The organism is Geobacillus sp. Y412MC52 (assembly GCF_000174795.2).
In the GTDB taxonomy this organism is placed as follows: Bacteria; Bacillota; Bacilli; order Bacillales; family Anoxybacillaceae; genus Geobacillus; species Geobacillus thermoleovorans.
Map to the genome: position 1 here is coordinate 669,593 of NC_014915.1, position 24,895 is coordinate 694,487.

18 protein-coding genes and 1 pseudogene are annotated in these 24,895 nt (G+C 51.5%); 15 read left to right on the top strand and 4 right to left on the bottom strand.

Annotated features, from left to right (window positions below; all coding sequences use genetic code 11):
* Positions 1-59 precede the first annotated feature (59 nt).
* On the top strand, positions 60-413 hold the full coding sequence (locus GYMC52_RS03445) for a YisL family protein (protein WP_011230200.1): 354 nt from the start codon (positions 60-62) through the stop codon (positions 411-413).
* A 123-nt stretch (positions 414-536) separates the two neighbouring features.
* Positions 537-3,380 carry an EAL domain-containing protein gene (locus GYMC52_RS03450; RefSeq protein ID WP_013523090.1) on the top strand — a complete coding sequence of 948 codons (2,844 nt, stop codon included), beginning with the start codon at positions 537-539 and terminating at the stop codon, positions 3,378-3,380.
* Positions 3,381-3,533: 153 nt separating this feature from the next.
* Here the strand turns inward: GYMC52_RS03450 and GYMC52_RS03455 are convergent, their stop codons facing one another.
* Positions 3,534-4,082 carry a DUF2777 domain-containing protein gene (locus tag GYMC52_RS03455; RefSeq protein WP_011230202.1) on the bottom strand — a complete coding sequence of 183 codons (549 nt, stop codon included), beginning with the start codon at positions 4,080-4,082 and terminating at the stop codon, positions 3,534-3,536.
* A gap of 242 nt (positions 4,083-4,324) precedes the next feature.
* Here GYMC52_RS03455 and asnB point away from each other — a divergent pair, with 242 nt between their 5' ends.
* The gene (gene asnB / locus GYMC52_RS03460) at positions 4,325-6,172 is read left to right on the top strand and encodes an asparagine synthase (glutamine-hydrolyzing) (protein WP_013523091.1); all 1,848 of its coding nucleotides are present in this window, start codon (positions 4,325-4,327) and stop codon (positions 6,170-6,172) included.
* 40 nt (positions 6,173-6,212) lie between these two features.
* On the opposite strand, the gene GYMC52_RS03465 is transcribed toward asnB, so the two are convergent.
* Complete coding sequence (locus GYMC52_RS03465) at positions 6,213-7,565, bottom strand: MATE family efflux transporter (protein WP_013523092.1); 1,353 nt, start codon at positions 7,563-7,565, stop codon at positions 6,213-6,215.
* Here GYMC52_RS03465 and GYMC52_RS19920 point away from each other — a divergent pair.
* From GYMC52_RS19920 to GYMC52_RS03475, 3 genes and pseudogenes are all read left to right on the top strand, one after another.
* A pseudogene (locus GYMC52_RS19920) lies at positions 7,557-7,811 on the top strand (AraC family transcriptional regulator); the annotation flags it as partial. The gene GYMC52_RS03465 and the pseudogene GYMC52_RS19920 sit on opposite strands and share 9 nt — an antisense overlap.
* Positions 7,812-7,964: 153 nt before the next feature.
* The gene (gene tnpB, locus GYMC52_RS03470; RefSeq protein ID WP_013523093.1) at positions 7,965-9,077 is read left to right on the top strand and encodes an IS200/IS605 family element RNA-guided endonuclease TnpB; all 1,113 of its coding nucleotides are present in this window, start codon (positions 7,965-7,967) and stop codon (positions 9,075-9,077) included.
* Between the two features lie 39 nt (positions 9,078-9,116).
* Positions 9,117-9,935 (top strand): helix-turn-helix transcriptional regulator, encoded by an 819-nt coding sequence (locus tag GYMC52_RS03475; RefSeq protein ID WP_015731657.1) that lies wholly within the window; start codon positions 9,117-9,119, stop codon positions 9,933-9,935.
* A gap of 115 nt (positions 9,936-10,050) precedes the next feature.
* Here GYMC52_RS03475 and GYMC52_RS03480 read toward each other — a convergent pair whose 3' ends face one another.
* Positions 10,051-11,817, bottom strand: coding sequence for an alpha-glycosidase (locus GYMC52_RS03480; protein ID WP_013523094.1), 1,767 nt, complete (start codon positions 11,815-11,817; stop codon positions 10,051-10,053).
* Between the two features lie 246 nt (positions 11,818-12,063).
* Here GYMC52_RS03480 and GYMC52_RS03485 point away from each other — a divergent pair, with 246 nt between their 5' ends.
* The 9 genes from GYMC52_RS03485 (at position 12,064) to GYMC52_RS03525 (ending at position 23,809) form a co-directional block, all read left to right on the top strand.
* Positions 12,064-13,338, top strand: a complete 1,275-nt coding sequence (locus GYMC52_RS03485; RefSeq protein ID WP_013523095.1) for a sugar ABC transporter substrate-binding protein — start codon at positions 12,064-12,066, stop codon at positions 13,336-13,338.
* Between the two features lie 70 nt (positions 13,339-13,408).
* Positions 13,409-14,689 (top strand): carbohydrate ABC transporter permease, encoded by a 1,281-nt coding sequence (locus GYMC52_RS03490; protein ID WP_013523096.1) that lies wholly within the window; start codon positions 13,409-13,411, stop codon positions 14,687-14,689.
* Positions 14,689-15,531: a sugar ABC transporter permease gene (locus tag GYMC52_RS03495; protein WP_013523097.1), complete on the top strand. Its 843-nt coding sequence runs from the start codon at positions 14,689-14,691 to the stop codon at positions 15,529-15,531. Before GYMC52_RS03490 ends, GYMC52_RS03495 begins: the two co-directional genes overlap by 1 nt.
* 72 nt (positions 15,532-15,603) lie before the next feature.
* Entirely contained in the window at positions 15,604-17,139 is a 1,536-nt protein-coding gene (locus tag GYMC52_RS03500; RefSeq protein WP_013523098.1) for an alpha-amylase family glycosyl hydrolase, read from the top strand.
* Entirely contained in the window at positions 17,140-18,180 is a 1,041-nt protein-coding gene (locus GYMC52_RS03505; protein ID WP_144319730.1) for a LacI family DNA-binding transcriptional regulator, read from the top strand.
* 123 nt (positions 18,181-18,303) lie between these two features.
* Positions 18,304-20,235: a sigma-54-dependent Fis family transcriptional regulator gene (locus tag GYMC52_RS03510; RefSeq protein ID WP_013523100.1), complete on the top strand. Its 1,932-nt coding sequence runs from the start codon at positions 18,304-18,306 to the stop codon at positions 20,233-20,235.
* Between the two features lie 200 nt (positions 20,236-20,435).
* Positions 20,436-21,422: a thiamine pyrophosphate-dependent dehydrogenase E1 component subunit alpha gene (locus GYMC52_RS03515; RefSeq protein ID WP_013523101.1), complete on the top strand. Its 987-nt coding sequence runs from the start codon at positions 20,436-20,438 to the stop codon at positions 21,420-21,422.
* 27 nt (positions 21,423-21,449) lie between these two features.
* Complete coding sequence (locus GYMC52_RS03520) at positions 21,450-22,469, top strand: alpha-ketoacid dehydrogenase subunit beta (protein WP_011230214.1); 1,020 nt, start codon at positions 21,450-21,452, stop codon at positions 22,467-22,469.
* A 29-nt stretch (positions 22,470-22,498) separates the two neighbouring features.
* Positions 22,499-23,809 carry a dihydrolipoamide acetyltransferase family protein gene (locus GYMC52_RS03525; RefSeq protein WP_013523102.1) on the top strand — a complete coding sequence of 437 codons (1,311 nt, stop codon included), beginning with the start codon at positions 22,499-22,501 and terminating at the stop codon, positions 23,807-23,809.
* A gap of 172 nt (positions 23,810-23,981) precedes the next feature.
* On the opposite strand, the gene GYMC52_RS03530 is transcribed toward GYMC52_RS03525, so the two are convergent.
* On the bottom strand, positions 23,982-24,845 hold the full coding sequence (locus GYMC52_RS03530; protein WP_013523103.1) for an SDR family oxidoreductase: 864 nt from the start codon (positions 24,843-24,845) through the stop codon (positions 23,982-23,984).
* Between the last annotated feature and the right edge of the window lie 50 nt (positions 24,846-24,895).

Consider the following 24,895-nt stretch of genomic DNA (forward strand, 5'->3'; position numbering starts at 1 on the left):
AACCGTCCGCCCGCCGTGCTATGATGGGAAGGAACAAGGAATGGTTGGAGGGATGGACGTTGACGCATGCCCATATTACGAGCTGGCTCATCACGATTGTTTTGTTTTTCCTTGCGGTGTCGATGGAGCGGCAAGGGGCGGGCAAAGCCAAGATCGTGCAAATGGTGTTGCGGCTGTTTTACATTCTCACGATCGTGACGGGCCTGCTTTTGCTGCATAGCATTGCTTCGATATCTGCGCTTTATTGGCTAAAGGCGCTTGCCGGGCTGTGGGTGATCGGAGCGATGGAAATGGTTTTAGCAGCTGAAAAAAAAGGGAAAAGCGCGGCGGCAAGATGGACGCAATGGGTCATTGCCCTTGCGGTGACGCTGTTTCTTGGTTTGCTGCTGCCGCTTGGTTTTGACTTATTCTAAAGCGAAGCGGCAGCCTTCTATTGGTTGCCGCTTTTGTTGAAGATGAAAATATGGTATGGTAAAAGAAATATCATTTTTTGAATTTTTTGACCCTATTGGTCAGCGGAGGGGGCATGATCGTTTATGCGTTGGTTCTGCTGCCGCCGCGCCGAGGAGCTGGATCATTTGCTCAGGGAGCATAGTTCTTCCTTGGATGAGCCGTTGTTTGTCCAAATCGCGGGCAATGATGAGGAAGCAGTGCGCCATGCGGCCGCCGCGTTAGCCCGTCGTTGGCCGCACGCCCATATGGTTGGGATGGCAGGGCCGCTGCCAATGGCCGGGGAGGCGAATCTCGCTGTTGGCGTCGCGTCGATGACGTCTTCAACCGTTTCGTCGTTGGCGCTGCCAGCTGATGAGTTTGGCCGCCCGGATGGATTGGCGGCGTTGATCGCGGAGGCGGTCGTTCGTCACGATACGACGTTGCTTTTGTTGTTTACGAATCACCGCTCGGCTTTGCCGCCCTTGCTTCGCCATTTGCCGCTTGCAAACGAACGAATGGTTATCATCGGCTGCGCGCTTCCCGAGGGCAGCGTGTTATTTTCGCCCGACGGTCGGCTTGAGCGCGGAGGAATCGCCGTCTCTTTCAGTGGAACAGCGCTTCGCGGCCACTGTGCCGCACCGTTTTTATGGGAGCCGATTGGCTTGACGTTTTCCATCACGAAAAGCCGCGATCAGCAGATTGACGAGCTAAACGGACAAAAAGCGTCGAGCTATTTGGAACGGTATTTAGGAAAAGAGTTTATCGAACGCCTTCCGTTTTCTGGGATGGAATTTCCGTTTCTTATCGAACGGAACGGACGCGATGTCTGCCTGCCGATTGTCGCTGTCAACCAGGATGGCTCGGTTGCAGTAAGGGGCCATGTCCATAACGGAGAAAAGGTGCGATTTGCTTATATTCATGCCGCGTCCCTTTACTGGAGCGCGCGTGATGTGGCGATGCAAACGGCCAAGCAACCAGCAGAAGGAATGCTGCTTTACTACAGTGCGGCGCTGAGTGGGTATACGCGCCCGCTGTTTGACGGCGTGGCTGCGGCGTTTGGACAGGCAGCGCTGTTTCCGGCCGTCGAGGTGTTGGTGAAAGATGCGTATACGGCGGTGCGGCCGGCCGCATTTGCGGCCATTTCGCTGGCGGAAACAGCGGCCTCGGCGGAGAGCGGCCTACTGTCACCGTGGTCATCGCCGCCAGAAGGGATGATGACATTGGCGCAGCTCATGTCAACATCATCCCGCGACATGGAGCGGCTGCACGTCCGCCTGCAAATGTCGGAGCAACGCTACAAATCGTTGTTTGAGCATAACACGGACATTGTCTATTCCACAGATTTGCACGGCCGTTTGACAAGCGTCAACCCCGCTTTTGAGCAAGTGCTCGGTTACACGAAAGAAGAGATTTTGTATACGAATTCGCTCAAGTATATTCATCCGAATGATATTCCCCGCGTCACCCGCTATTTTTACCGAGCGCTGCGGGGGAATATCCAAACGTATAACTTGGAAATTCCGACGAAATCGGGAGAACGGCTTTTGTTTCAAATGAAAAACATTCCCATCATTGTGGATGGCAAAAAGGTCGGCATTTACGGAATCGGACGCAACATTACCGAGCAAAAAAAGGCGGAAGAGAAAATCTCTTATTTAGCATATTACGACATCGATACGAACTTGCCCAACCGGACAAAGTGGATGGAATTGTTTTCCGAACAGCTGGACAAAGCCAAGCAGAAGCGACGAAAGATGGCGGTTGCTTTGATCGATTTGGACCGGTTTAAATGGATTAACGACAGCGTCGGCCATTACGCCGGAGATGACATTTTGCGCCAGCTTGTCGAGCGCATTCGCCGCGTCTTGCCGCCTAGTGCGGAGCTTGGCCGATTTCATGGCGACAAGTTTTGCTTGCTTTTTCCGCTCAAAACAGAGGCCCAGGCGGCGACGGAAGCGGCGCTCCGCATCGTGCGCGAAGTGGCGCGGCCGATTGTGTACGAAGGAAAGGAATTTTTCGTTACAGCAAGCGTTGGTCTAGCGATGTTTCCAGATGACGGAGAGGACGAACATGCGCTCCTTAGGCATGCCGATATGGCTGTCAACATGGCGAAAAAAGGCGGCGGCAACCGGGTGGAGCGCTACTGCGCGCAAATGAACGAAGAAGCAATGCACCGATTGGAAATGGGCGGACATTTGCGCAGGGCGATCGAAGAGAATGAATTATTTCTTTGCTACCAACCAATTGTCGACGTACATACGGGTGCGGTGAAGGCGACGGAGGCGCTGATTCGCTGGCGCCATCCGAAGCTTGGGCTTGTGCGGCCGGATGAATTCATCCCTTTGGCGGAAGAGACCGGGTTGATTCATGAGATTGGGCGCTGGGTGCTGAAAACCGCCTGCAGACAGACGAAACAATGGCAGGAAATTACGGGAAATAACCGACTTGCCATTTTTGTCAACGTCTCCCCTGTCCAGTTTCAACACGAGCGGTTTGTAGACAATGTAAAACAAGCGCTTAAGCAGTCACGCTTGTCTCCGTCCTGTTTGCATCTCGAATTGACCGAACATTCGATGCTCCGTTATCTGTCCAGCACGATGCGGACAATGGACGAGTTGAGGAAGCTTGGCGTCGGCATCGCCGTCGATGATTTCGGCAGCGGATATTCCTCGTTCCATTATTTAAAGCGGTTGCCAGCGACAATATTGAAAATTGACCGTGCCTTTATTGAACAATTGCATGCCAACGCTTCCGATGAGGCCATTGTCAAGGCGATGATTACGATGGGACACGGGTTGGGGCTTGAGACGATCGCCGAAGGGGTGGAAACGCCGGAACAGCTCAACCGGCTTCGCGATTTGCAATGCACGTATGCGCAAGGATACGTGTTTTGTCCGCCGCTTCTCGCTGAAGAAGTGATGCGGTATGTGACGGAAAAGCAAAAGTGATCCCCCGCCCGCGTCGGTTGACAGCTGTCGTCCGTCGGCACTCCGCCTGAAGCAAAACGGCTGCTAGGCTTCGCTTCGGGCGGAAGGATGGCCGGTAAAAAAACATTGACAGATCACCGTTGGACTTCGACGACGTGAGGATCAAAAGGCGATTCAGCCGATTTGGGCGCAAATGGCTCGCTCACCGCTGTTTAATGTGATTTCAAAACGGTCGCTTGACGCCCGTCCGCGCTCGTAATAATGGTGGATGCTGCCAATTTGTTCGGTGTTGTCGTAAATGATGAAATTCACGCCAGACGATTTGGCAAACAATAGGCCGTTGTAGCAATATAAGCAGTCATACAGCGAAAATCCGAGGCTGTTCAGCCATTGAACAAACTGGAAAAAGGTTGAATCAGGAAGCGCGGCGAGCCATTGTTGATAGGCATAAGTCAGCCGTTTGCGGAAACGGATGCGATCGCCGTTTTCGAGGGGAAAGACGCCAAGATCCGTGGCGACCGCGCCCTGATCCTGCCATTGCCCGGACAGCCAATGCCCGCAGTGAAACCATTCGATGCCTTGCTCGGCAATTTCTTCTACTAAAGAGGCTTCCTCTTCTTCTTCGTCGAAGAAGATCCATTCATCGTTGACGAACTCCACTGTTCCATACACATAAGCACGCGGCTGTTCCACAATGCATTGCAGTCGTTCCTCGATGTTCAATGTCTCTCATCCTCCTTGTACTCCTCTGTTTTTCCATTTTTTTGCTGATTTATTCATGCGGCGACCGACGTCGGACAATTCATCGAAATGACGGGGGGTGCATAAAATGGAATCATGCCGACGTGGAGAACCATCGTGAATCAAAGGAGCGATCGCTGGAAACGATCGTGAAAAAGAACGGACGAAATGATGGAAACGGGTGAGAACTTGCCATCTTTGATAAAAAGAAAGGATTGGTTTGTATGTGTGGCATTACTGGCTGGGTCCATTTCGGGCGCAATTTGCGCCGCGAGCGGACGGTCATTGACAGCATGACAGAGACGCTCGCCAAACGTGGACCAGATGATACAAATACGTGGCTGGACACTCATGTCGCCTTCGGCCATAAACGGCTTGTCGTCGTGGATCCGGCTGGCGGCAAACAACCGATGGTCCGGCAAAAAAACGGACATCGTTATACGATCGTCTATAACGGCGAGCTGTATAATACGGAAGACATTCGCAAGGAACTGTTGCGCCAAGGCTATCGATTTGATGGTCATTCCGATACAGAAGTGTTGCTTGCCGCATATATGGAATGGAAGGAGAAATGCGTCGATTGGCTCAACGGCATTTTTGCCTTCGCCGTTTGGGACGAGGAGCGCGAGCTGTTATTTATGGCGCGCGACCGGCTCGGAGTAAAACCTTTGTTTTATCGAGAAGATGGCGAGGGGCTGCTGTTCGGCTCGGAAGTGAAAGCCATTTTGGCCCATCCCGATGTAAAGGCAGAAGTCAATTATGAAGGACTCGCCGAAGTGTTCGGCCTCGGACCGTCGCGCACACCGGGGCACGGCGTGTTTGACGGCATTCGAGAGCTGCGCCCGGCACATGCGCTCACGTTCTCTCGCAGCGGGCTTCGCATTTGGCGGTATTGGAATGTCGAAAGCGACGTCCACCGCGATTCGTTCGAGGAAACGGTCGAAAAGCTGCGCTTTCTATTGACGGATGCGGTCACGCGCCAACTCGTTTCCGATGTGCCGGTCTGCACATTTCTATCCGGTGGAGTCGATTCAAGCGCCATTACAGGGATTGCCGCCAATGCCTTCGCGGCAGATGGAAAAGGGCCGCTGCACACCTACTCGATCGATTATGAAGGAAACGACCAGTATTTCAAAGCCAACGATTTTCAACCAAACACGGATGCGCCATTTATCGAACAGGTGTCAAACCAATTTCAAACGGTTCATCATCGCTGCGTGATCACGCAAGAAGAACTGTTCCGCCATTTGCATGAAGCCGTCATCGTCCGCGACGTTCCGGGCATGGCCGATGTCGATTCTTCGCTTCTTTGGTTTTGCAAACAAATTCGCGAACGGTTTGTCGTCAGCTTATCTGGGGAGTGCGCCGATGAAATTTTCGGCGGCTATCCATGGTTTCATCGGCCGGACGATTTGTCTCGGAAAGGATTTCCGTGGATGCGTTCGGTCGACGCGCGCATGGGCCTATTAAAGGATGAGTGGCGGCAAAAGCTTCGCCTTGACGACTATGTGCAAATGCGTTATGAACAAACGCTTGCTGAAGTGCCGCGTCTCGAGGGGGAAAGCGCCGAGGAGGCGAAGCGGCGTGAGCTGTTTTACTTAAATATGATTTGGTTTATGACGACACTGCTTGACCGAAAAGACCGGATGAGCATGGGAGCAAGCTTGGAAGTGCGTGTGCCGTTCGCTGACCATCGCATTGTCGAATACGTTTGGAACATTCCGTGGGATATGAAAATGTACGGCGGCCGAGAAAAAGGCCTTTTGCGAAAAGCGCTCGAGGGATTGCTTCCCGAAGAGGTGCTCTACCGGAAAAAAAGCCCATATCCGAAAACGCACCATCCTCTATATACGAAACTTGTCAAGCAATGGCTTGAGCAGTTGCTCCATGATCGCTCTTCGGTTTTGCACGAGTTTTTCGACCGGGAAAAATTGCTGGCGCTCATTGAAACAGAAGGGAAGTCGTTCCAAGTGCCGTGGTTTGGGCAGCTCATGACCGGTCCGCAGCTGCTCGCTTACCTTGGCCAAGTGCACGTTTGGTTTGATCATTACGGCATTCGCATTAAAGAATAAGAGCTGCGCCTACGCGCAGCTCTTATTCGATTTGGCGGCGCTACGCCATTTTTGCTTGTGGCACCATCGTTTTTTTCATCCAGACGCGCGACCGCCAGCGCCAAAGCATCAACAGTCCGCGCAGCCATTCGTCGGCGATGAACGACAGCCAAATGCCGACGAGGCCAAATCCGAGGGCGATGCCAAATACGTAAGCAATGGTCACGCCGACGCCCCACATCGACAAAATGCCCATATAGACAGGGAATTGCACATCGCCAGCGGCACGAAGCGAGCTGATAATCACTAAATTAAATGAGCGCCCCGGTTCAAGGATGATCGTTAACAGCAACAGTTTGCGGCCAAGAACAATCATTGAGCGGTCATCGGTAAAGAGCGACAGCAACGGCTCGGCAAACCAATAGGCGGTTGCGGCCAGCAGCACTGAGATGGCGATGGCGCTGTACAAACTTTTCAAGCAGCGGGCGTAGGCTTCCTCGTATCGCCCGGCCCCGACGAAGTGGCCGACGAGAATTTGCGTTCCTTGGCTGACGGCGATGCCGAATAAAAACACAAACATCATAATGTTTTGCGTGTATACACGGACGGTCAATGCCTCAGCGCCAAGCCATGTAATGAAATACGTAATGACCATTTGCGCCGTATTGTACGAAAGATGTTCCCCGGCTGCCGGAACACCGATTTTCAGCAGTGAGCGCAAATAGTGAAACGGAAGGCGGCGAAACGCCCTTGGTGCGAGCGGAATGTTTGTTCGTTTGCGCAACAAAGCAAGAAGTGCGAGAAAGGCCATGCCACGGCTGGCGGCGGTCGATATAGCAGCCCCTTGGATGCCGAGGGCGGGCAGGCCAAACAAGCCAAAAATGAGGGCCGCGTTGCTGATGGCGTGCAAAACGTTCATGCCAACCGCCACATACATCGTGTCACGGGTGAAGCCATAGCTTTTCAAAATGGCGCCGACCGTCATCATCAGCGCTTGGATGAACAAAAATCCACCGACAATCGCCAAATAATGGGTTCCTTCATCGAGCAGCTCGGCGGGCAAATCCATCATTCGCAAAATCGGCTCGCTGAATGCGGCGAGAATGGCGCTTAACAACAATCCGAACAACAAATTGGCCACGAGGGATACAAGCGATACGTCAACGGCTTCTTGCTCTCGGCGGGCGCCTAAATATTGAGCAACAAGCACTGCTGTCGCTAAAGCGACGAAGTTGAACAGCACGATCGTTAAAGCGATGATTTGGTTCGCCACCCCGACGGCAGCAACCGCGTGATCTGAATACTGGCTGAGCATCAGTGTATCGGCGTTGCCCATCACCATATAGAGCAGCGTTTCAATAAAAATTGGCCACGTCAAGGAAAACAGTGACCGCGTTTTGGCCTCATGGCGCATGTTGAGACAACTCCTTTTTCTTATTCCGACTTGAACGATATATTCAGTTTAGCTAGTTTGTTGCATAATGGAAAGAGAAAGAAGCGATTTTGCTTGCACATTTCCGACAAAAGAGGGGAGAGGCCCATGGATACGGTCACATTTTCCATGCCGCCGCTGCCGGTGTTCATCAAAGGGGCGGAAAGTGTGTTTTCAGCCGGAAAGCGACATGTTCGTCGAACGTTTTCGGTCTTCGATTTGCTTTATCATCCTGAACCGAGAAGACCCCCACTTCCACGTGTGAGCGTAAGTGGGGGATGAATCGGTATTGGTCATCGCTCTTCCTCTTGCCTTAACAAAACAGAAGGTGTAAAATGGATAGGGATAGAACACACGTTCCTGGATGTAGGAGGGAAGATCATGCATAGAGCCTACCGCTTTCGGCTGTATCCTACCCAAAAACAAGCGAAGCTCATCAATGAGACGATTGGGTGCTGCCGATTTGTGTACAACCACTTTTTGGCCGAGTGGAATCAGGCGTATGAAACCACCGGAAGAGGACTCAGCTATAACGAGTGCTCCAAGCGGCTGACCGCCTTAAAGCAAACCCTTCCATGGTTGAAGACACCTGATTCGACCGCCTTGCAAAACGCGCTGCAGCAACTGGCCGAGGCGTTTGACCGGTTCTTTGATGGAACGTCGAACGCTCCCCGCTTCAAGAGCAAAAAACATCCGAACCAATCGTACACCGCTCAGTGCAACTACCCCAAGAACGGACGACCCACGATCGAAGTGGACGGCCATCGCTTGAAGCTTCCCAAGCTCGGATGGGTGAAGTTCGCCAAAAGCCGTGAGGTTCAAGGCCGCATCCTCTCGGCCACCATTCGTCGCAATCGAACAGGGAAGTATTTCGTCTCCATCCTCGTGGAAACGGACATTCCCCCATTGCCCCAAACCGACAAGAAAGTGGGCGTCGATTTGGGGTTGAAACAGATCGTGGTGCTTTCCACAGGCGAAACGATCGAACACCCCCGGTATTGGCGCCGGTATGAAGAAAAGCTCGCCTACTGGCAGCGGGTGATGTCCCGCCGCAAGCCGGGCGGTTCGAACTGGGAGAAAGCCCGTTTGAAAGTGGCCAAGCTTCATGAAAAAATCGCCAACTGCCGGAACGATTTCCTGTACAAACTGTCCACCCGCCTCATCCGCGAAAACCAAGTGGTGTGCGTGGAGGACTTGCGTGTTAGGAACATGCAAAAGAACCGCAAACTGGCCAAATCCATTTCTGATTCCGCGTGGGGGCGTTTTCTCAACATGCTTGAGTATAAAGCGACATGGTACGGGCGGACGGTGGTCCGTGTCGCGAGCACGTTTTCCTCGAGTCAATTGTGCTCGTGCTGCGGGCATCGTCAGGTCGAGGTGAAATCGCTCGGCATCCGCGAGTGGGTGTGCCCCACCTGCGGGGCCGAACATGACCGGGATCATAACGCCGCCCGGAATATCCTGAATGAAGGGCTTCGTTTGCTGTCTTTGTAAGTAAGGCAGCCCAACCGTGGGACGCACGGGGATGGCTTGGTGGACAGCCTGCCATGGGGCGGGTGTTCCCAAGAATCTCCCACCTCAAAGCTCAAGCGTAGGTGGGAGAGCGTTCAAGTGAAACAAGGATGCTTATATATAACAGAAAACGGGCGCGAGTTTGCGGTTGGCAGTGGCCACTATTTGTTGTTGATCCCGGGGAGGGAACATTACGGACACCGCCCATGCGAAGAACGGACGGAGCTGGTTTGGCTTCATTTTTTGCTGCCAGACTTTGCGGTCGTTTCCGATTGCGGTGTCAGCCGGCAGATCGTGATCGAAAAGGAGGCGACATACACCGAGCCGATCCAATACCGGCTCTCCATACGTCAATATGGCGAAGTAAAGCAGCGCGAGCGGGTGGAACAGCTGCTAAGTCAAATCGTGGAACAAAACATTCGGCGGGATATCGATCAGCCGCTCCGGCAGCTGCTGTTGTTCATCGAATTCCTTTGGCACTTGCAAAAACAAGAGCTTTCCGTCCCGAGCGCGTCTGAACAGATCAGCGCCGCGGTGGTTGCGTATATCGAGAAACATTTCAGCGAGCCCATTACACTGGACATGCTCGCGCAGGAGCTCCGATTCCACCCGGACTACATCACCCGCTGCATGCAAAAAACGATGGGCATGGGATTTAGCTGCTACTTGGCGCATTATCGGTTGTCAAAGGCAAAGCAATGGTTGGCGGAGACGAACGAGACGATTGAGGCGATCGCCAAGCGGGTTGGCATTGACGATGGCGCCTACTTTTCGCGCCTGTTTAAAAAGGTGGAAGGAATCACGCCGACCGAATATCGGCGCATGGCGCGGCGTAATTGACCTTCTTCTATGCCGGTGGTATAGATGGGGACGGTCAGCAAAAGATCAAACCGGTGCAGCTTGTCCTCTGCACCGGCAACCGATATGTTTGTCCGTAACCGCCCGCTCAGTCGCCTTACCAGCTTTCGACCGCGTAAAGCACAAACCCGTACGGCGGCAAGGAGACGCAAAGTGTTTCCGCCTCTGCAGCGAACCGCTCCCCTGTCAGAAGGTTGACCAGCCATTTTCCACGCGCATCGATCGGCATGGGAATTTCTGCTGCTTCGTTGCCCCGGTTGATGATGATCATGACCGTTTCATTGCCATCCGTTTTTTCATAAACAAGATGGTTCACTTCATCAGCGGCGGCGAGAAAAGCGACATCGCCGCGTCGAAGCGCCCGATATTGCCTGCGAAGAGCGATCAGTTGCTTGACATGTTCATACAGTTCTTTGTTTTGCTTCTCTGTATCCCACACCATACATTTCCGGCATTCCGGATCGTTTCCACCCGTCATGCCGATCTCATCGCCATAGTAAATACACGGCGAACCAGTGAACGTGAGCTGGAACAAAAACAACAACTTCGCTTTGCGGACGTCGCCGCCGCAAACCGTAAGCAGCCTTGGTGTATCATGGCTGCCAAGCAAGTTAAACGCCGCTTCGTTCACATGTTTCGGATACGAATGAAGCAACCGGACCATGATATCGGCAAACTGGCGGGCGCTGATTTCCTCTTTCGCGAAAAAGCGAAGCGCTCCGTCCGTGAACGGGTAGTTCATGACGGCGTCAAATTGGTCGCCGCGCAGCCACGGCATGGCGTCATGCCAAATCTCGCCGAGAATGTACACATCGGGCTTTAGCGCCTTCACCGCCTGACGGAATTCGCGCCAAAATTGGTGATCGATTTCGTTTGCCACATCGAGCCGCCAGCCGTCAATATCAAACTCGCGAATCCAGTACGTCGCGACATCAAGCAAGTAGCGCTTCACTTCCGGATGGGCGGTATTGAGTTTGGGCATTTGCGGCACGAACGCAAATGTGTCGTAATTCGGGCGCGGCTCCGTTTGGAGCGGAAACTCGCGAATATGGAACCAATCTTTATACCTAGACGCTGCACCGTTTTTTAACACATCTTGAAACGGGGCAAACTCATAGCCGCAATGATTGAAGACTGCATCGAGCATGACGCGGATCCCTTTTTCATGGCAGCGCTTGACAAGTGTTTTCAACGTCTCTTTGTCCCCAAAGTGCGGGTCGATTTCAAAATAATCAGCGGTGTCGTATTTATGATTCGACGGCGCGCGGAAAATCGGCGTCAAGTAAATGCCGGTGATGCCGAGATCAGCCAAATAGTCAAGGTGATCGATGATTCCTTGCAAGTCGCCGCCGAAAAAGCTCGTCGGCGTCGGGTCCTCGCTTCCCCACGGCCGCGCCCCTTTCGGACTGATGGCCGGGTTGCCGTTGGCGAACCGCTCGGGGAAAATTTGATACCATACGGTGTCTTTTACCCAGTCCGGCGCTTGGAATAGGTCGACCCGATGAAGAAAGGGGAAGCAAAAGTAGTAAGCGGTGTCGTCGCTCGGAGCTTCATGGTAAAATCCTTTTTCCGTATAGACCAGTTGTTCGCCCCCAGCTCGAAGCACAAACCCATAGCGCAGCCGTCGATATGGCGGTTTGACTTCGGCGAGCCAATAGTCAAACAACCCGTCGCTTCCCGTTTTCCGCATCGGCATCGTTTGAAACTGCCAGGCGCCATCGTGCCATTCGTACGGGTCGCCAAAAAGCAGCTCGACGTGGTCGACATCATGTTTCTTTGTTTGAAGCCGGAGATGGAGCGTCTCGCTGTCATAAGCATAAGCGAAATGGTCGGTTGAGCGGTGGTGGATGGCTTCTTTCCTCATTTTCTTTTTCCTCCTTTGTTATCTGAAGCAACCGTTTGCATTAATGCTCAGCTATAATAAAAAGTACGTTAAGAGAAAAGAAAAGTCAAATTTTATAGAAAAAAAGGCTTGTAAAATGAAAAATAAGCGTTATAATGGAGATGAGTGGTGCAATCGTTTTCATAGAAAGGATTAAAACTTATTTGCGCAAACGTTTGCCTTATGATTGTACCGCTAAGATTCCGTCATGATGACAGGAGGGGGATTATGAGAAAAGCGTTATCTTTATTTCTCATGGCTGTTTTGTTGATTGGCGTGCTGGGTGCCTGCGGTCCTAAGCGCGATGTCCAGCAGCCGAAAGGAAACGACCAAAAGACGGCAGAACAGGACAAAAAGCCAGAGAAACTCGTCGTATGGGTGAACGATGATGAAAAACAAAAACAAGCGTTAAAGGATATTTTTCAAAAGTACACAGAAAAAACGGGAATCAAAATCGAAATGGCAGCTGTCAGCATGCTCGACCAAACGAAAAAACTGGCGCTCGACGGTCCGGCTGGCAAAGGGCCGGACGTGTTCTATCAGCCGCATGACCGCATCGGCGACATTGTGTTGCAGGGGCTGGCCGATCCGGTCGACCTTGGCGATGCAAAAGGCGAGTACAGCCCGACAGCCATCAACGCGGTAACATATGATGGGAAAACGTATGGCGTGCCGATGGTCGTCGAAACGTACGGCGTGTTCTACAATAAAAATTTAGTGCCGGAAGCGCCGAAAACGATGGATGACTTGATGAAGATCGCCAAGGAAAAAACGAATGCGGCGAAAGATCAATACGGCTTTTTAATGGAAGCGACGAACTTCTATTTCGTTTATCCGTTCTTTGCTGGCTACGGCGGCTATGTGTTTAAAAATGAAAACGGCAAATACGACACAAGCGACATCGGGCTGGCTAATGATGGAGCCGTCAAAGGAGCCGAGCTCGTCCAATCGTGGTTTAAAAACGGCTACATTCCGAAAGAAATCACCGGCGATATTATGAACGGGCTGTTTACGAAAGGGAATGTGGCGGTTGCCATCACCGGACCATGGAACATCGCGTCGTATAAAGAAGCGTTGGGCGACAAATTAGCGACCGCGCCGCTGCCGGTCTTAGACAACGGCGAGCATCCGAAATCGTTCGTCGGCGTGAAAACATGGATGTTATCAGCCTATTCACAAAACAAAGAATGGGCGGTCGATTTCATGAAATTTGTGACGAACGAAGAAAATTCGCTCCATTACTATGAAGTGGCAGGTGAAATGCCGGCGAATGAAAAAGCGTTGACAAATGAGAAAATTACGAATGATCCGTTGATCGCCGGCTTTGCGGAGCAAATCCAATACGGCGAGCCGATGCCGAACGTGCCGGAAATGTCGCAAGTGTGGGAGCCGATGGGCAATGCCTTGCAATTTATCGCGAAAGGCGACAACCCGAAAGCGGTGCTCGGTGAGGCGGTCAAAACGATTCAAGATAAAATCGCCGCCAGCGGCGCTGGAAAATAACGTGTGATATCGTGGTGGATAGGATCAGCCCTATCCACCATTCTTATCCATACAATAGGGGGGAGTTCGGATGCCGGAAGCAAACGTCCGCCATCGGCCGGCGGTGGCGATGGCGCTGTCGCTGTTGTTTGCCGGCCTTGGGCAATTGTACAACCGCCGGTATGTCAAAGGAATTTTGTTTATCATCATTGAAGCGGCCTTTTTGATGACGTTTTATAACTTTTTAAACATCGGGCTGTGGGGACTCGTCACGCTTGGCGAAATCCCGATGCTTGATCATTCGATTTTTCTCTTGATTCAAGGATTGGTTTCCGTCATCATCATCGCTTTTGCGGTCGCGTTGCACATTGCGAACATCATTGATGCGCGCAACGACGCCCGCCGCCGGCAGCGCGGCGAGCCGTTCCCATCGCTGATCGAATCGTGCCGTCATGCGTGGGATCGGGGGTTTCCGTACATCTTTGTGACGCCCGGGCTTGTGATGCTGTTGTTTATCGTTGTGCTGCCGCTGTTGTTTATGGTGTCGCTCGCGTTTACCGACTACAACTTGTACCACTCGCCGCCGCGCCATTTGTTGAATTGGGTTGGGTTGGAAAACTTCAAAAACTTAGTGTCGATTCCGATTTGGAAAAGCACGTTTTTTAGCGTCCTCGCGTGGACAATCGTTTGGACAGTTGTCGCGACAACGATGCAAATCGCCCTTGGACTGTTTTTGGCGTTGCTTGTCAACGACCCGCGCATCAAGTTTAAGCGGTTCATCCGCACGGTGTTGATTTTGCCGTGGGCCGTGCCAGCGTTTGTCACGATTTTGGTGTTTGCGGCGATGTTCAACGACAAATTCGGAGCCATCAACCGCGAAGTGTTGAGTTTGTTTGGGTTGTCGGTCCCGTGGATGACCGATCCGTTTTGGACAAAAGTGGCGCTTATTTTGATTCAAACGTGGCTTGGCTTCCCGTTCGTATTTGCGTTGTTTACCGGCGTTTTGCAAAGCATTTCCCGCGACTGGTACGAAGCGGCCGACATCGACGGAGCGACGCGCTGGCAAAAGTTCAAATCGATCACGCTGCCGCACGTCCTGTATGCGACCGCACCGCTGTTGATTATGCAATACGCCGGCAACTTCAACAACTTTAACATCATCTATTTGTTCAACGACGGGGGGCCTGCGGTGCGCGGGCAAAACGCCGGTGGAACGGACATCCTCATTTCATGGGTGTACGATTTGACGTTCACGACGAACAACTACAACATGGCGGCGGCGATTTCGCTCATCATCGGCTTGATCGTCAGCGGGTTTGCCATTTACCAGTTCCGGCGCACCCGTTCCTTTAAAGAGGAGGGGAACATTTGATGAACCGCAAATGGAAATCGCGCGTGGAAGTAGCGCTTATTTATTTGTTTATCTCCTTCATGTTTGTCGTCATCGCCTATCCGCTCCTTTGGACGATCAGTATGTCGCTCAATCCAGGAACGAGCCTGTATTCGGCGTCGCTCATCCCGGAGAAGTGGTCGTTTGAGCACTATAAGTGGTTGTTTACCAGTCCGAACAGCGATTATTTGCTTTGGTATAAAAACAGCTTGTTTGTCGCGGCGGCCAATGCGGTGTTGTCCGTCTTGTTTACCGCGCTCATCGCCTATGCGTTTTCGCGCTACAAATTCGTCGGGCGGAAAACGGGGCTGTATTTGTTTTTAGTGTTGCAAATGTTTCCGTCGCTCATGGCGATGGTCGCGATCTATATTTTGCTCAATATGCTCCATTTGCTCGATTCGCTGTGGGGGCTCATTCTCATTTATGTAGGCGGACAAATTCCGTTTAACGCCTGGCTGGTCAAAGGCTACTTTGATACGATTCCGCGCGAGCTGGATGAGGCGGCGCGCATCGACGGCGCCGGGCATTTCGGCGTCTTTTTCCGCATTATGCTGCCTTTGGCCAAGCCGATTTTGGCCGTTGTCGCGTTGTTCAACTTTATGGCGCCGTTCACCGACTTTTTGCTGCCGTCGATCGTGTTGCGCGACCCGGACAAATTTACGCTGGCGGTCGGGCTGTTTAACTTCATCAGCGACCGGTTTGCGAACAACTTCACCCGCTTTGCCGCCGGCTCGATTTTGATTGCCGCGCCGATCGCCGTCGTCTTTTTGTTCCTGCAGCGGTATTTGATTTCTGGCTTAACGGCTGGTGGCACAAAAGGGTAAGAACCGCTATCATAGAATAGGGGGCTTACCCGTTTCCGAACGAGCAAATGAATCGGGAAGGGAGGAATGGAAATGGGGAACCGGCTCTTTATGCTGCTCGTCCTTCCGTTCCTTCTTTTTTATGCCATGCCGGCTGCGGCGGCGGAGAAAGAAGAACGGACGTGGCAAGATGAAGCCATTTATTTCATTATGGTCGACCGGTTTAACAATATGGATCCGACAAACGACCAGAACGTGAATGTGAACGATCCGAAAGGGTATTTCGGCGGCGACTTGAAAGGGGTGACGGCGAAACTCGATTACATCAAGGAGATGGGATTTACCGCCATTTGGCTGACGCCGATTTTTAAAAACATGCCGGGCGGTTATCATGGCTATTGGATTGAAGATTTTTATCAAGTCGATCCGCACTTTGGCACGCTGGGCGATTTGAAAACACTCGTCAAAGAAGCGCATAAGCGCGACATGAAAGTCATTTTGGATTTTGTCGCCAACCATGTCGGTTACAATCACCCATGGTTACATGACCCAACGAAAAAAGATTGGTTTCACCCGAAAAAAGAGATTTTCGACTGGAACGACCAAACACAGCTTGAAAACGGCTGGATGTATGGGTTGCCTGATTTGGCGCAGGAAAATCCAGAGGTCAAAACGTATTTAATTGACGTTGCCAAATGGTGGATTAAAGAGACCGACATTGACGGCTACCGGCTCGATACAGTGCGCCACGTGCCGAAATCGTTTTGGCAGGAGTTTGCGAAAGAAGTCAAATCGGTGAAAAAAGACTTTTTCCTTCTTGGCGAAGTGTGGAGCGACGATCCGCGCTATATTGCGGAATACGGCAAATACGGCATCGACGGATTTGTCGATTACCCGCTGTATGGCGCGGTGAAGCAGTCGCTTGCTAGGCGCGATGCGTCACTGCGCCCGCTGTATGATGTCTGGGAATACAACAAAACGTTTTACGACCGACCGTATTTGCTTGGGTCGTTTTTGGACAACCATGATACCGTGCGGTTTACGAAGCTAGCGATTGACAACCGCAACAACCCGATTTCACGCATTAAACTGGCCATGACGTATTTGTTCACCGCCCCTGGCATCCCGATCATGTATTACGGGACCGAAATCGCCATGAACGGCGGCCAAGATCCGGACAACCGCCGCTTGATGGATTTCCGCGCCGATCCGGAGATCATCGATTACTTGAAAAAAATCGGCCCGCTCCGCCAACAGCTGCCGTCTTTGCGGCGCGGCGATTTTACGCTCCTGTATGAAAAAGACGGCATGGCGGTGTGGAAACGGCAATATGAAGATGAAACAACGGTTATCGCCATCAACAACACGGGCGAAACGCAGCACGTTCACCTAACGAACGACCAGCTGCCAAAAAACAAGGAACTGCGCGGCTTTTTATTGGACGATCTCGTCCGCGGCGATGATGACGGCTACGACCTTGTGCTCGACCGCGAAACGGCGGAAGTATACAAGCTGCGGGAAAAAACGGGGATTAACATCCCATTTATCGCGGCGATTGTCGCCGTCTACGCGCTCTTTCTCCTATTTTTGTACTTAGTGAAAAAACGGGCGAAACGGATTCATGAATAAATGAAGGAAAGGAGGGAGCTTATGACCGTTACGATTAAAGATGTGGCGAAAAGGGCCAATGTCGCGCCGTCAACCGTCTCGCGCGTCATCGCCGACAGCCCGCGCATCAGCGAGAAGACGAAGCAGCGGGTGCGCGAAGTGATGAAAGAGCTCGGCTATCATCCGAACTTTATCGCCCGCAGCCTTGCGAGCCAGGCGACGCAAGTGATCGGCATCGTCATGCCGAGCTCGGCCGACCAAGCGCTGCAAAATCCGTTTTTCCCGGAAGTCATCCGCGGCATCAGCAAAGCCGCCCATGAAAAGCGGTACGCCTTGCAAATGTCGACCGGAGAGAAAGAGAACGACATTTACGAGCGAGTCGTGGAGATGCTGCAAGGGCGGCGAGTGGACGGCGTTATTTTGCTTTACTCGCGGCAAAACGATAAGCTCATGAAGTACTTGTTAAAGCATGGCTTTCCGTTCGTCGTCATCGGCAAACCGCACCAAAAAGCGGAACAAGTGACTCATGTCGACAACGACAACGTCCAGGCGGGCAAAGATGCGACGAACTACTTGATTGCCTGCGGCCATGAGCGCATCGCGTTTGTCGGCGGCAATCCGCAATATTTGGTGACCGTCGACCGCCAAAATGGCTACGCCGCCGCCTTGAGTGAAGCCGGGCTGCCGTACCGCCCGGAATATGTCGTCCATGAAGAATTTTTGCAGGAAGGCGGCCAAGAGGCGATGAAGGAGCTTCTTTCTTTGCCTGAGCCGCCGACTGGGCTCGTTGTCGCCGATGATCTCATGGCGCTCGGAATGCTCAAAACGCTCGATGAAATGGGCCTCGGCGTCCCGGAAGATGTATCGATCGTCAGCTTCAACAACACGCTGCTCGCTGAAATGTCGCGTCCGCCGCTCACGTCGGTTGACATCGGCATTTTCCAGCTCGGCTATGAAGCGGCAAAACACTTAATCGAAAAAATCACCAACCCGAATGAACCGATCAAGCGCATCATCATCCCCCATCGTCTCGTTGAACGGGGGTCGTGTGCGAGGCGGTAGATGTTTCCAAGGCAGCCATCATGGCTGCTTTTTTCGGTTGTTATTTTTTATAAAGTTGAAAAAGGAAATCAATAAATTGAAGAGAAAAAGAAAAACAATGGCAAACACGGAGGTGAACACAAGATGATCGTGACCCGCGAACAGGTGAAATCCATGTGGGAAAAGTTCGTATTTCATAACGAGCTCGATCCCGATTTGCCGCCCATGATTCGAGACTCTTGGCTTCGGTCGAAAAAAGCGATGGTTGATCCGTTTCGGCCGTACGGGTGGATTAAAGAAATCGACAATGAAAAGTACCGCTCCTTGATCGATTGGTCATTGCCGTTAATGGAAGGGTTGTATTCGATTGTCAAAGGATCTGGATTTTTGGTGATCCTGTGCAATGAAAACGGACAGTTGCTTTTGTCGATTGGCGATCGCGAGCCTTTAGCGAGGGCGGAAGAAATCGGATTTATCGCGGGGGCGGACTGGAGCGAGCAAGTGATGGGGACCAACGCCATTGGCACATCGATCGCCATTGATCGTCCGATTCAAGTGTTTGCTGAGGAACATTACACGAAAATATGCCAGTCATGGACGTGTTCCGCTGCCCCCATCCATGATCCCGACGGCCGAATCATTGGTGTATTGAATATGTCAGGACCCTATGAAAAAGTGCACTCTCATACGCTAGGAATGGTTGTATCAGCCGTAAAGGCGATTGAGTACCAACTAAAATTACATGAGAATGCTGAAAAAAACGTGATGATGCAACGGTTTTTGGAAGCGACAACGAACAATATGAAAGAAGGTATTTTAATCATCGATCGCGATGGGAAGATCGTAAAGGCGAACAACCAGTTAAAAAAGCTGTTCCGTATACCACAACTGCAACTGGAAGAGAAAAAGCTCGACGATCTTTTCAATGATCCCTCTATCTGTTCGAACCACCCGCTTCATTTGCAAAATCAAGAGCTGCATCTAAGCGTCAAGCCTTCAAACGCGGTGCACCATGTGTTAGTTGACAAGATTCCAATTTACGAGAAAAAAGAACGAATCGGATCGATGATCATTGTAAAAGAAATTGAAAAGGTACGCCAGTTTGTCAACCACCTATCGGGAAACCAAGCGAAAATCACGTTTGCGGATATGATCGGGCAACACCCGTGTTTCATTGAGAAAATGAACGAAGCGAGGCTCGCCGCAGCGACAGATTCCAACGTGTTAATATTAGGGGAAAGCGGAACAGGAAAAGAGATGGTGGCTCAGGCGATTCATAATGAGAGCAAGCGGAGAAACAAACCGTTTATTGCCATTAACTGTGGAGGCATACCGCGTGATCTCCTTGGCAGTGAGTTGTTCGGATATGTGGACGGGGCATTCACAGGAGCGAAAAAAGGGGGAAGCGCCGGAAAGTTTGAGCTTGCCAATGGGGGAACGCTTTTTTTGGATGAGATTGGCGAAATGTCCTTGGAAATGCAAGTGTTGCTTTTGCGCGTTATTCAAGAAAAGGAAGTGATGAGAATTGGCGGGCATAAAGTGATCCCTGTTGATGTCAGAATCATCGCGGCGACCAACAAAGACCTTCGCCGGGAAGTGCAAAAAGGCAGTTTTCGTGAAGACTTGTTTTTCCGGTTGAACGTCATGCCGATTGTTCTTCCGCCGCTTCGAGAAAGAAAAGAAGATATTCCGCTTCTCGTCCGTCATTTTATTGAAAGACTGGCTCACAAACGAGATAAACCGTTTCCTGAGATACGGTCCGATTTCTTAGAGGCGCTTATGCAATACGATTGGCCAGGAAATATTCGCGAGTTGCAAAATATGATCGAGCGGGTGCTGAATCAGTGCACAAAACCGGTATTGACAGCGGCTGATTTGCCGGAAGAAATTTTTCAGCCGTCCTGCTCGTCTCAAGTCAGGGAGAACGTAGACATCTCCCGAAATGAGATAAAAAAGCAATCCATCATCGAGGCGTTAAAGCAGTGCAACGGCAACATTTCCAAAGCTGCCCGTTATTTAGGCATATCGAGGAGCACATTTTACCGGCAAATGGATAAATGGAATATTTGGTATTGACTGTCCCATTTTGTATCAAAGTGTAGCGACAAAGTGAAACAAAATGAAACACTTTGTCGCTGTTTTTGTTTAGGTTGGATCAAAAAGACGGCTTTGGATAAACAATTTGGCGGACGAAGAAAAGGAAACAAGCGTTGGAACGATTTTTGCTTTATAGAAATGATGAAAGCGGTACCAATCAAGTGAAGGAGGAGAGGAAGTTGGCCATTTCCAAGGATCATCTTCTTTGGATGTACGAAACGATGTACAAAATTCGCTGCTATGAAGACAAAATGGCGGAGGCGTATGCCGAAGGGAAATCTCCTGTGTTTAATATCGGCGCGGGGCCGGTGCCAGGGGAAATGCATTTGGCCACTGGACAAGAACCGGCTGCAGCTGGGATGTGTGTTCACTTGAAAAAGGAAGATACGGTGACTGCCCCTCACCGTCCGCATCACCATGCGATTGCCAAAGGGGTGGATTTGAACCGGATGACAGCAGAGATTTTCGGAAAAGCCACTGGACTAGGAAAAGGAAAGGGCGGCCATATGCATTTGTTTGATCCTGACGTCAAATTTTCCTGCGGAGGGATCGTTGGGGCTGGGATTCCTCATGCCCTTGGCGCGGCGCTGGCGGCCAAGAAAAGGGGGACGGATTGGGTGGCGGTTGCGTTTATCGGCGAAGGAGCCGCCAATCAAGGGGCATTTCATGAATCGTTAAATATGGCGGCATTATGGAAACTGCCATTCATTGTTGTCATTGAAAACAATCAATATGGAATTTCTGTGCCGAAAACGGCGTCTACAGCGGTTCCCTCGAATGATGTACGGGCAGCCGCCTATGGCATTAAAGGATACTATGTCAAAGACAACGACCCGATTGATATGTACAACGTATCGAAAGAAGCGGTTGAACGTGCACGAACTGGACAAGGGCCGTCGATTATTGAGATTGAAACATACCGTTATTTAGGACATTTCCAAGGCGATCCGGAAGTATACCGGGATAAAAATGAAGTGACGTTGCTTCGCCAAAAAGACCCCATTATTCGCCTTCGCAACTATTTATTGAATGAATGTGGGGTAACAGAGGAGACGATTGCACAGCTGGAAAACAAAGCGACATCTGAGGTCGATCAGGCGTACGCGTTTGCGAGAGAAAGCGATTATCCCAAGCCGGAAGAGGCATTGGAAGATGTGTTTGTCTAATTTCATAGGAGAAAGGAGTTTTGCCATATGCAACAAACAAAACAGCGGCTGTTAACGGGAAATAAGGCGCTGGCTGAAGCGATTCGCCTTGAGATGGAGAGAGATCCGAACGTCTTTGTGATGGGAGAAGATGTCGGAGTATACGGTGGGATTTTTGGAGCGACAGAGGGATTGTTCCAAAAGTTTGGACCGGAACGGGTCATCGATACGCCGATTTCTGAGACCGCGTTCATCGGTGCTGCCATCGGCGCCGCTGCGGAAGGAATGCGGCCGATCGTGGAGCTGATGTTTGTCGACTTTTTTGGGGTTTGTATGGACCAAATTTACAACCATATGGCGAAAATTCCGTACATGTCCGGCGGCAGGGTGAAACTGCCAATGGTATTGATGACGGCGGTGGGAGGCGGTTACAGCGATGCCGCCCAGCACTCGCAAACGTTGTACGCCACCTTTGCCCATCTTCCTGGGATGAAAGTCGTCGCTCCGTCGACGCCATATGATTTAAAAGGGATGATGATTTCCGCTATTCGCGATGATAACCCTGTTGTCTTTATGTTCCATAAAACCTTGCAAGGGCTCGGCTGGATGGATCAGCTTGATGCTTCGATCGGGCATGTACCGGAAGAGGCGTATACTGTGCCGCTTGGGAAAGCAAATATTGTGCGCGAGGGAACGGATATCACCATTGTCGGTATTCAAATGACAGTGCATCAGGCGCTCGAAGCGGCCAAAAGACTTGAACAACAAGGCATTCAAGCGGAAGTGATCGATTTGCGTTCTCTTGTCCCATTGGACAAAGAGACGATCATTCAATCGGTTAAAAAGACACACCGCTTACTTGTTGTTGATGAAGACTATCTGTCGTACGGGATGACGGCGGAAATTGCCGCGATTGCCGCTGAACATTGTTTGTATGATTTGGAGGCGCCGGTGAAGCGGATTGCTGTTCCGGATGTGCCAATTCCTTATAGCCGTCCGCTTGAACAATTTGTATTGCCAAATGCCGATAAAATTTTCCGTGAGGCGATCCAACTCGTCAATGAATAAGGAAAAGTTCGTTCCAAGGGAGGCAGCTTATGGTTGTCGAAGTGACATTGCCCAAATTATCCGATTCCCATGATGAAAGTTTCATTACGTTTTGGCACGTTTCCGAAGGAGATGCGGTGGAAAAAGGAGCCACGCTAGTGGAAGTGCAAACAGAAAAGGCCGTTTCAGAAATTCACGCTCCCGAGTCAGGAACAGTAAAAGAGATCAAAAAGAAACGAGGGGATACGGCCAAGGTCGGCGAAGTACTGGCCGTCATTGCCGTCGAAACGTTTGCTCCGGACGGCGGAGATCCGCAGACAGAGATCAAGATCACCCCACGCGTAAAAAAACTGGCCAAGGAGCTTGGCGTCGATTGGAGTACGGTCACACCGACGGGGGCGAATGGCAAAATCACGGAAGACGATATTCGTCGTGCGGCGAGCGCGGGAAAACAAAGGACTCCTCAAAAAACATTCGTGGCTGCCCCGTCAGTGCGAAAGTTTGCCCGCGAGCAGAACGTGTCTTTAGAGGAAATCACTCCAAGCGGAAAGAACGGAAGAATATTGAAAAGCGATATTGAAGCAGCATTGTCGGTTCGGCAGCAAAAAGCAACAGATGAGGCTGCTGCCAGTGTTGAGATTGTCAAGAAGCAGGAAAGCCGGGAAAAAGTGCGCCGAGTGCCGCTGACAGGCATCCGCAAGGCTATCGCCAAAGCGATGGTGCGGTCAACGCGGACCATTCCGCAAGTCACCCATTTTGGCGAGGCCGATGCGACCCGTCTTGTTCAACATCGCCGACGGATCCAACCGCTAGCCGAGCAACAAGGGGTAAAACTGACCTATTTAGCCTATGTGGTAAAAGCGCTGGCAGCGGTGTTGAAAAAGTATCCAATGCTCAACGCTTCGCTTGATGAAGAACGAGAAGAAATCGTTATTCACGAATTCATTCACATTGGGTTTGCGGTTGACACTGACCGTGGATTGCTCGTCCCGGTGATTCGTGATGCGGATCAAAAATCGTTGTTCCAAATTGCGAAAGAAATTGAAGAATTGACGGCGAAGGCGAGAGCGGGAACGATTCAAGCGGTGGAGATGAGCGGAGGGACATGCACGGTTTCGAACATCGGCTCGGCCAATGGTTCGTGGTTCACGCCGATTATTCATTATCCACAGTCTTGTCTTTTAGGAATCGGGAAAGTTGAGAAAAAACCGGTGGTCGTCGATGATTCGATTGAGATTGCTTCTGTGATGCCGCTGTCCCTTACTTACGATCACCGTCTTATTGATGGGATGATGGCCCAACACGCCTTAAATGAATGTCAAACGTACTTGTCTGAACCGGATTGGCTGCTTGTTATGTGACAAAAAACCCCGCCCCCATTCCGGGGTGGGGTGAGAGAAGAGGGGCACCTTGTAAAGAAGTAGAGGAACATCGTAGCTTTATCGTACTCGTTTTTTTACAATCACGCCATATTTTTGTGAGAAAAGGTAACGCGATTTTGTTAAAAATGATTGGCAAAAGCGGTGGCTGCGGTCAATCGCTGATGAACTTGCCGCCATTTACATGAAGCATTTGTCCGGTCATGTACGACGATTCGTCGCTCGCCAAAAAGACGTAGCACGGGGCGACTTCGCACGGTTGGCCGGGCCGTTTCATCGGGGTGTTGGCGCCGAATGTGGCGACTTGCTCGCTTTTGAACGTCGACGGGATGAGCGGCGTCCAAATCGGGCCTGGGGCGACGCCATTGACGCGAATGCCTTGGCCGACGAGCGCTTTGGCGAGCGAGCGGGTGAGGGTGACGATTGCGCCTTTTGTCGCCGAGTAGTCGATGAGCTGTTCGTTTCCTTCGTAGGCGGTGACCGAAGCGGTGTTGATAATGGCGCTTCCGTTCTTTAAGTGCGGGAGCGCCGCTTTCGTTAGGAAAAAGTAGCCGAATACGTTCGTGCGAAACGTTTTTTCCAGCTGCGCGGCGGTGATGTTGAGAAAGTTCGGCTGCGGGTGCTGTTCAGCGGCGTTATTGACGACGATATCGAGCTTGCCGAACGCTTCGATTGTTTGTTTCACCGCTTCTTTGCAAAACGCTTCATCCCCGATGTCTCCCGCCATCGCCAGGCACCGTCTTCCTTCCTGTTCGACAAGCCGTTTCGTTTCCTCGGCGTCTTCATGTTCGTTGAGATAGATGATCGCCACATCGGCGCCTTCTTTGGCGAAATGAACCGCCACCGCTCGACCGATGCCGCTGTCGCCGCCGCTGATGATGGCGGTTTTGTTTTTGAGCTTGCCGCTTCCTTTATAGGTGTCTTTGATGGTGACCGGCTGCGGGTTCATTTCCATTTGCAGGCCAGGCTGACGCGTCTGGTGCTGCGGGGGCAGCGTCGTTTGTTGCTTTGTGACCATGTTTGTTCCTCCTTAGCATGTATTGTCATCGTTAGTATGGGACGGAGGAG

Coding starts and splice junctions, on each gene's coding strand:
- GYMC52_RS03450 (WP_013523090.1), top strand. CDS start 537: ATGCGTTGGTTCTGCTGCCGCCGCGCCGAGGAGCTGGATCATTTGCTC.
- asnB (WP_013523091.1), top strand. CDS start 4,325: ATGTGTGGCATTACTGGCTGGGTCCATTTCGGGCGCAATTTGCGCCGC.
- GYMC52_RS03465 (WP_013523092.1), bottom strand. CDS start 7,565: ATGCGCCATGAGGCCAAAACGCGGTCACTGTTTTCCTTGACGTGGCCA.
- tnpB (WP_013523093.1), top strand. CDS start 7,965: ATGCATAGAGCCTACCGCTTTCGGCTGTATCCTACCCAAAAACAAGCG.
- GYMC52_RS03480 (WP_013523094.1), bottom strand. CDS start 11,817: ATGAGGAAAGAAGCCATCCACCACCGCTCAACCGACCATTTCGCTTAT.
- GYMC52_RS03485 (WP_013523095.1), top strand. CDS start 12,064: ATGAGAAAAGCGTTATCTTTATTTCTCATGGCTGTTTTGTTGATTGGC.
- GYMC52_RS03490 (WP_013523096.1), top strand. CDS start 13,409: ATGCCGGAAGCAAACGTCCGCCATCGGCCGGCGGTGGCGATGGCGCTG.
- GYMC52_RS03495 (WP_013523097.1), top strand. CDS start 14,689: ATGAACCGCAAATGGAAATCGCGCGTGGAAGTAGCGCTTATTTATTTG.
- GYMC52_RS03500 (WP_013523098.1), top strand. CDS start 15,604: ATGGGGAACCGGCTCTTTATGCTGCTCGTCCTTCCGTTCCTTCTTTTT.
- GYMC52_RS03505 (WP_144319730.1), top strand. CDS start 17,140: ATGAAGGAAAGGAGGGAGCTTATGACCGTTACGATTAAAGATGTGGCG.
- GYMC52_RS03510 (WP_013523100.1), top strand. CDS start 18,304: ATGATCGTGACCCGCGAACAGGTGAAATCCATGTGGGAAAAGTTCGTA.
- GYMC52_RS03520 (WP_011230214.1), top strand. CDS start 21,450: ATGCAACAAACAAAACAGCGGCTGTTAACGGGAAATAAGGCGCTGGCT.
- GYMC52_RS03525 (WP_013523102.1), top strand. CDS start 22,499: ATGGTTGTCGAAGTGACATTGCCCAAATTATCCGATTCCCATGATGAA.
- GYMC52_RS03530 (WP_013523103.1), bottom strand. CDS start 24,845: ATGGTCACAAAGCAACAAACGACGCTGCCCCCGCAGCACCAGACGCGT.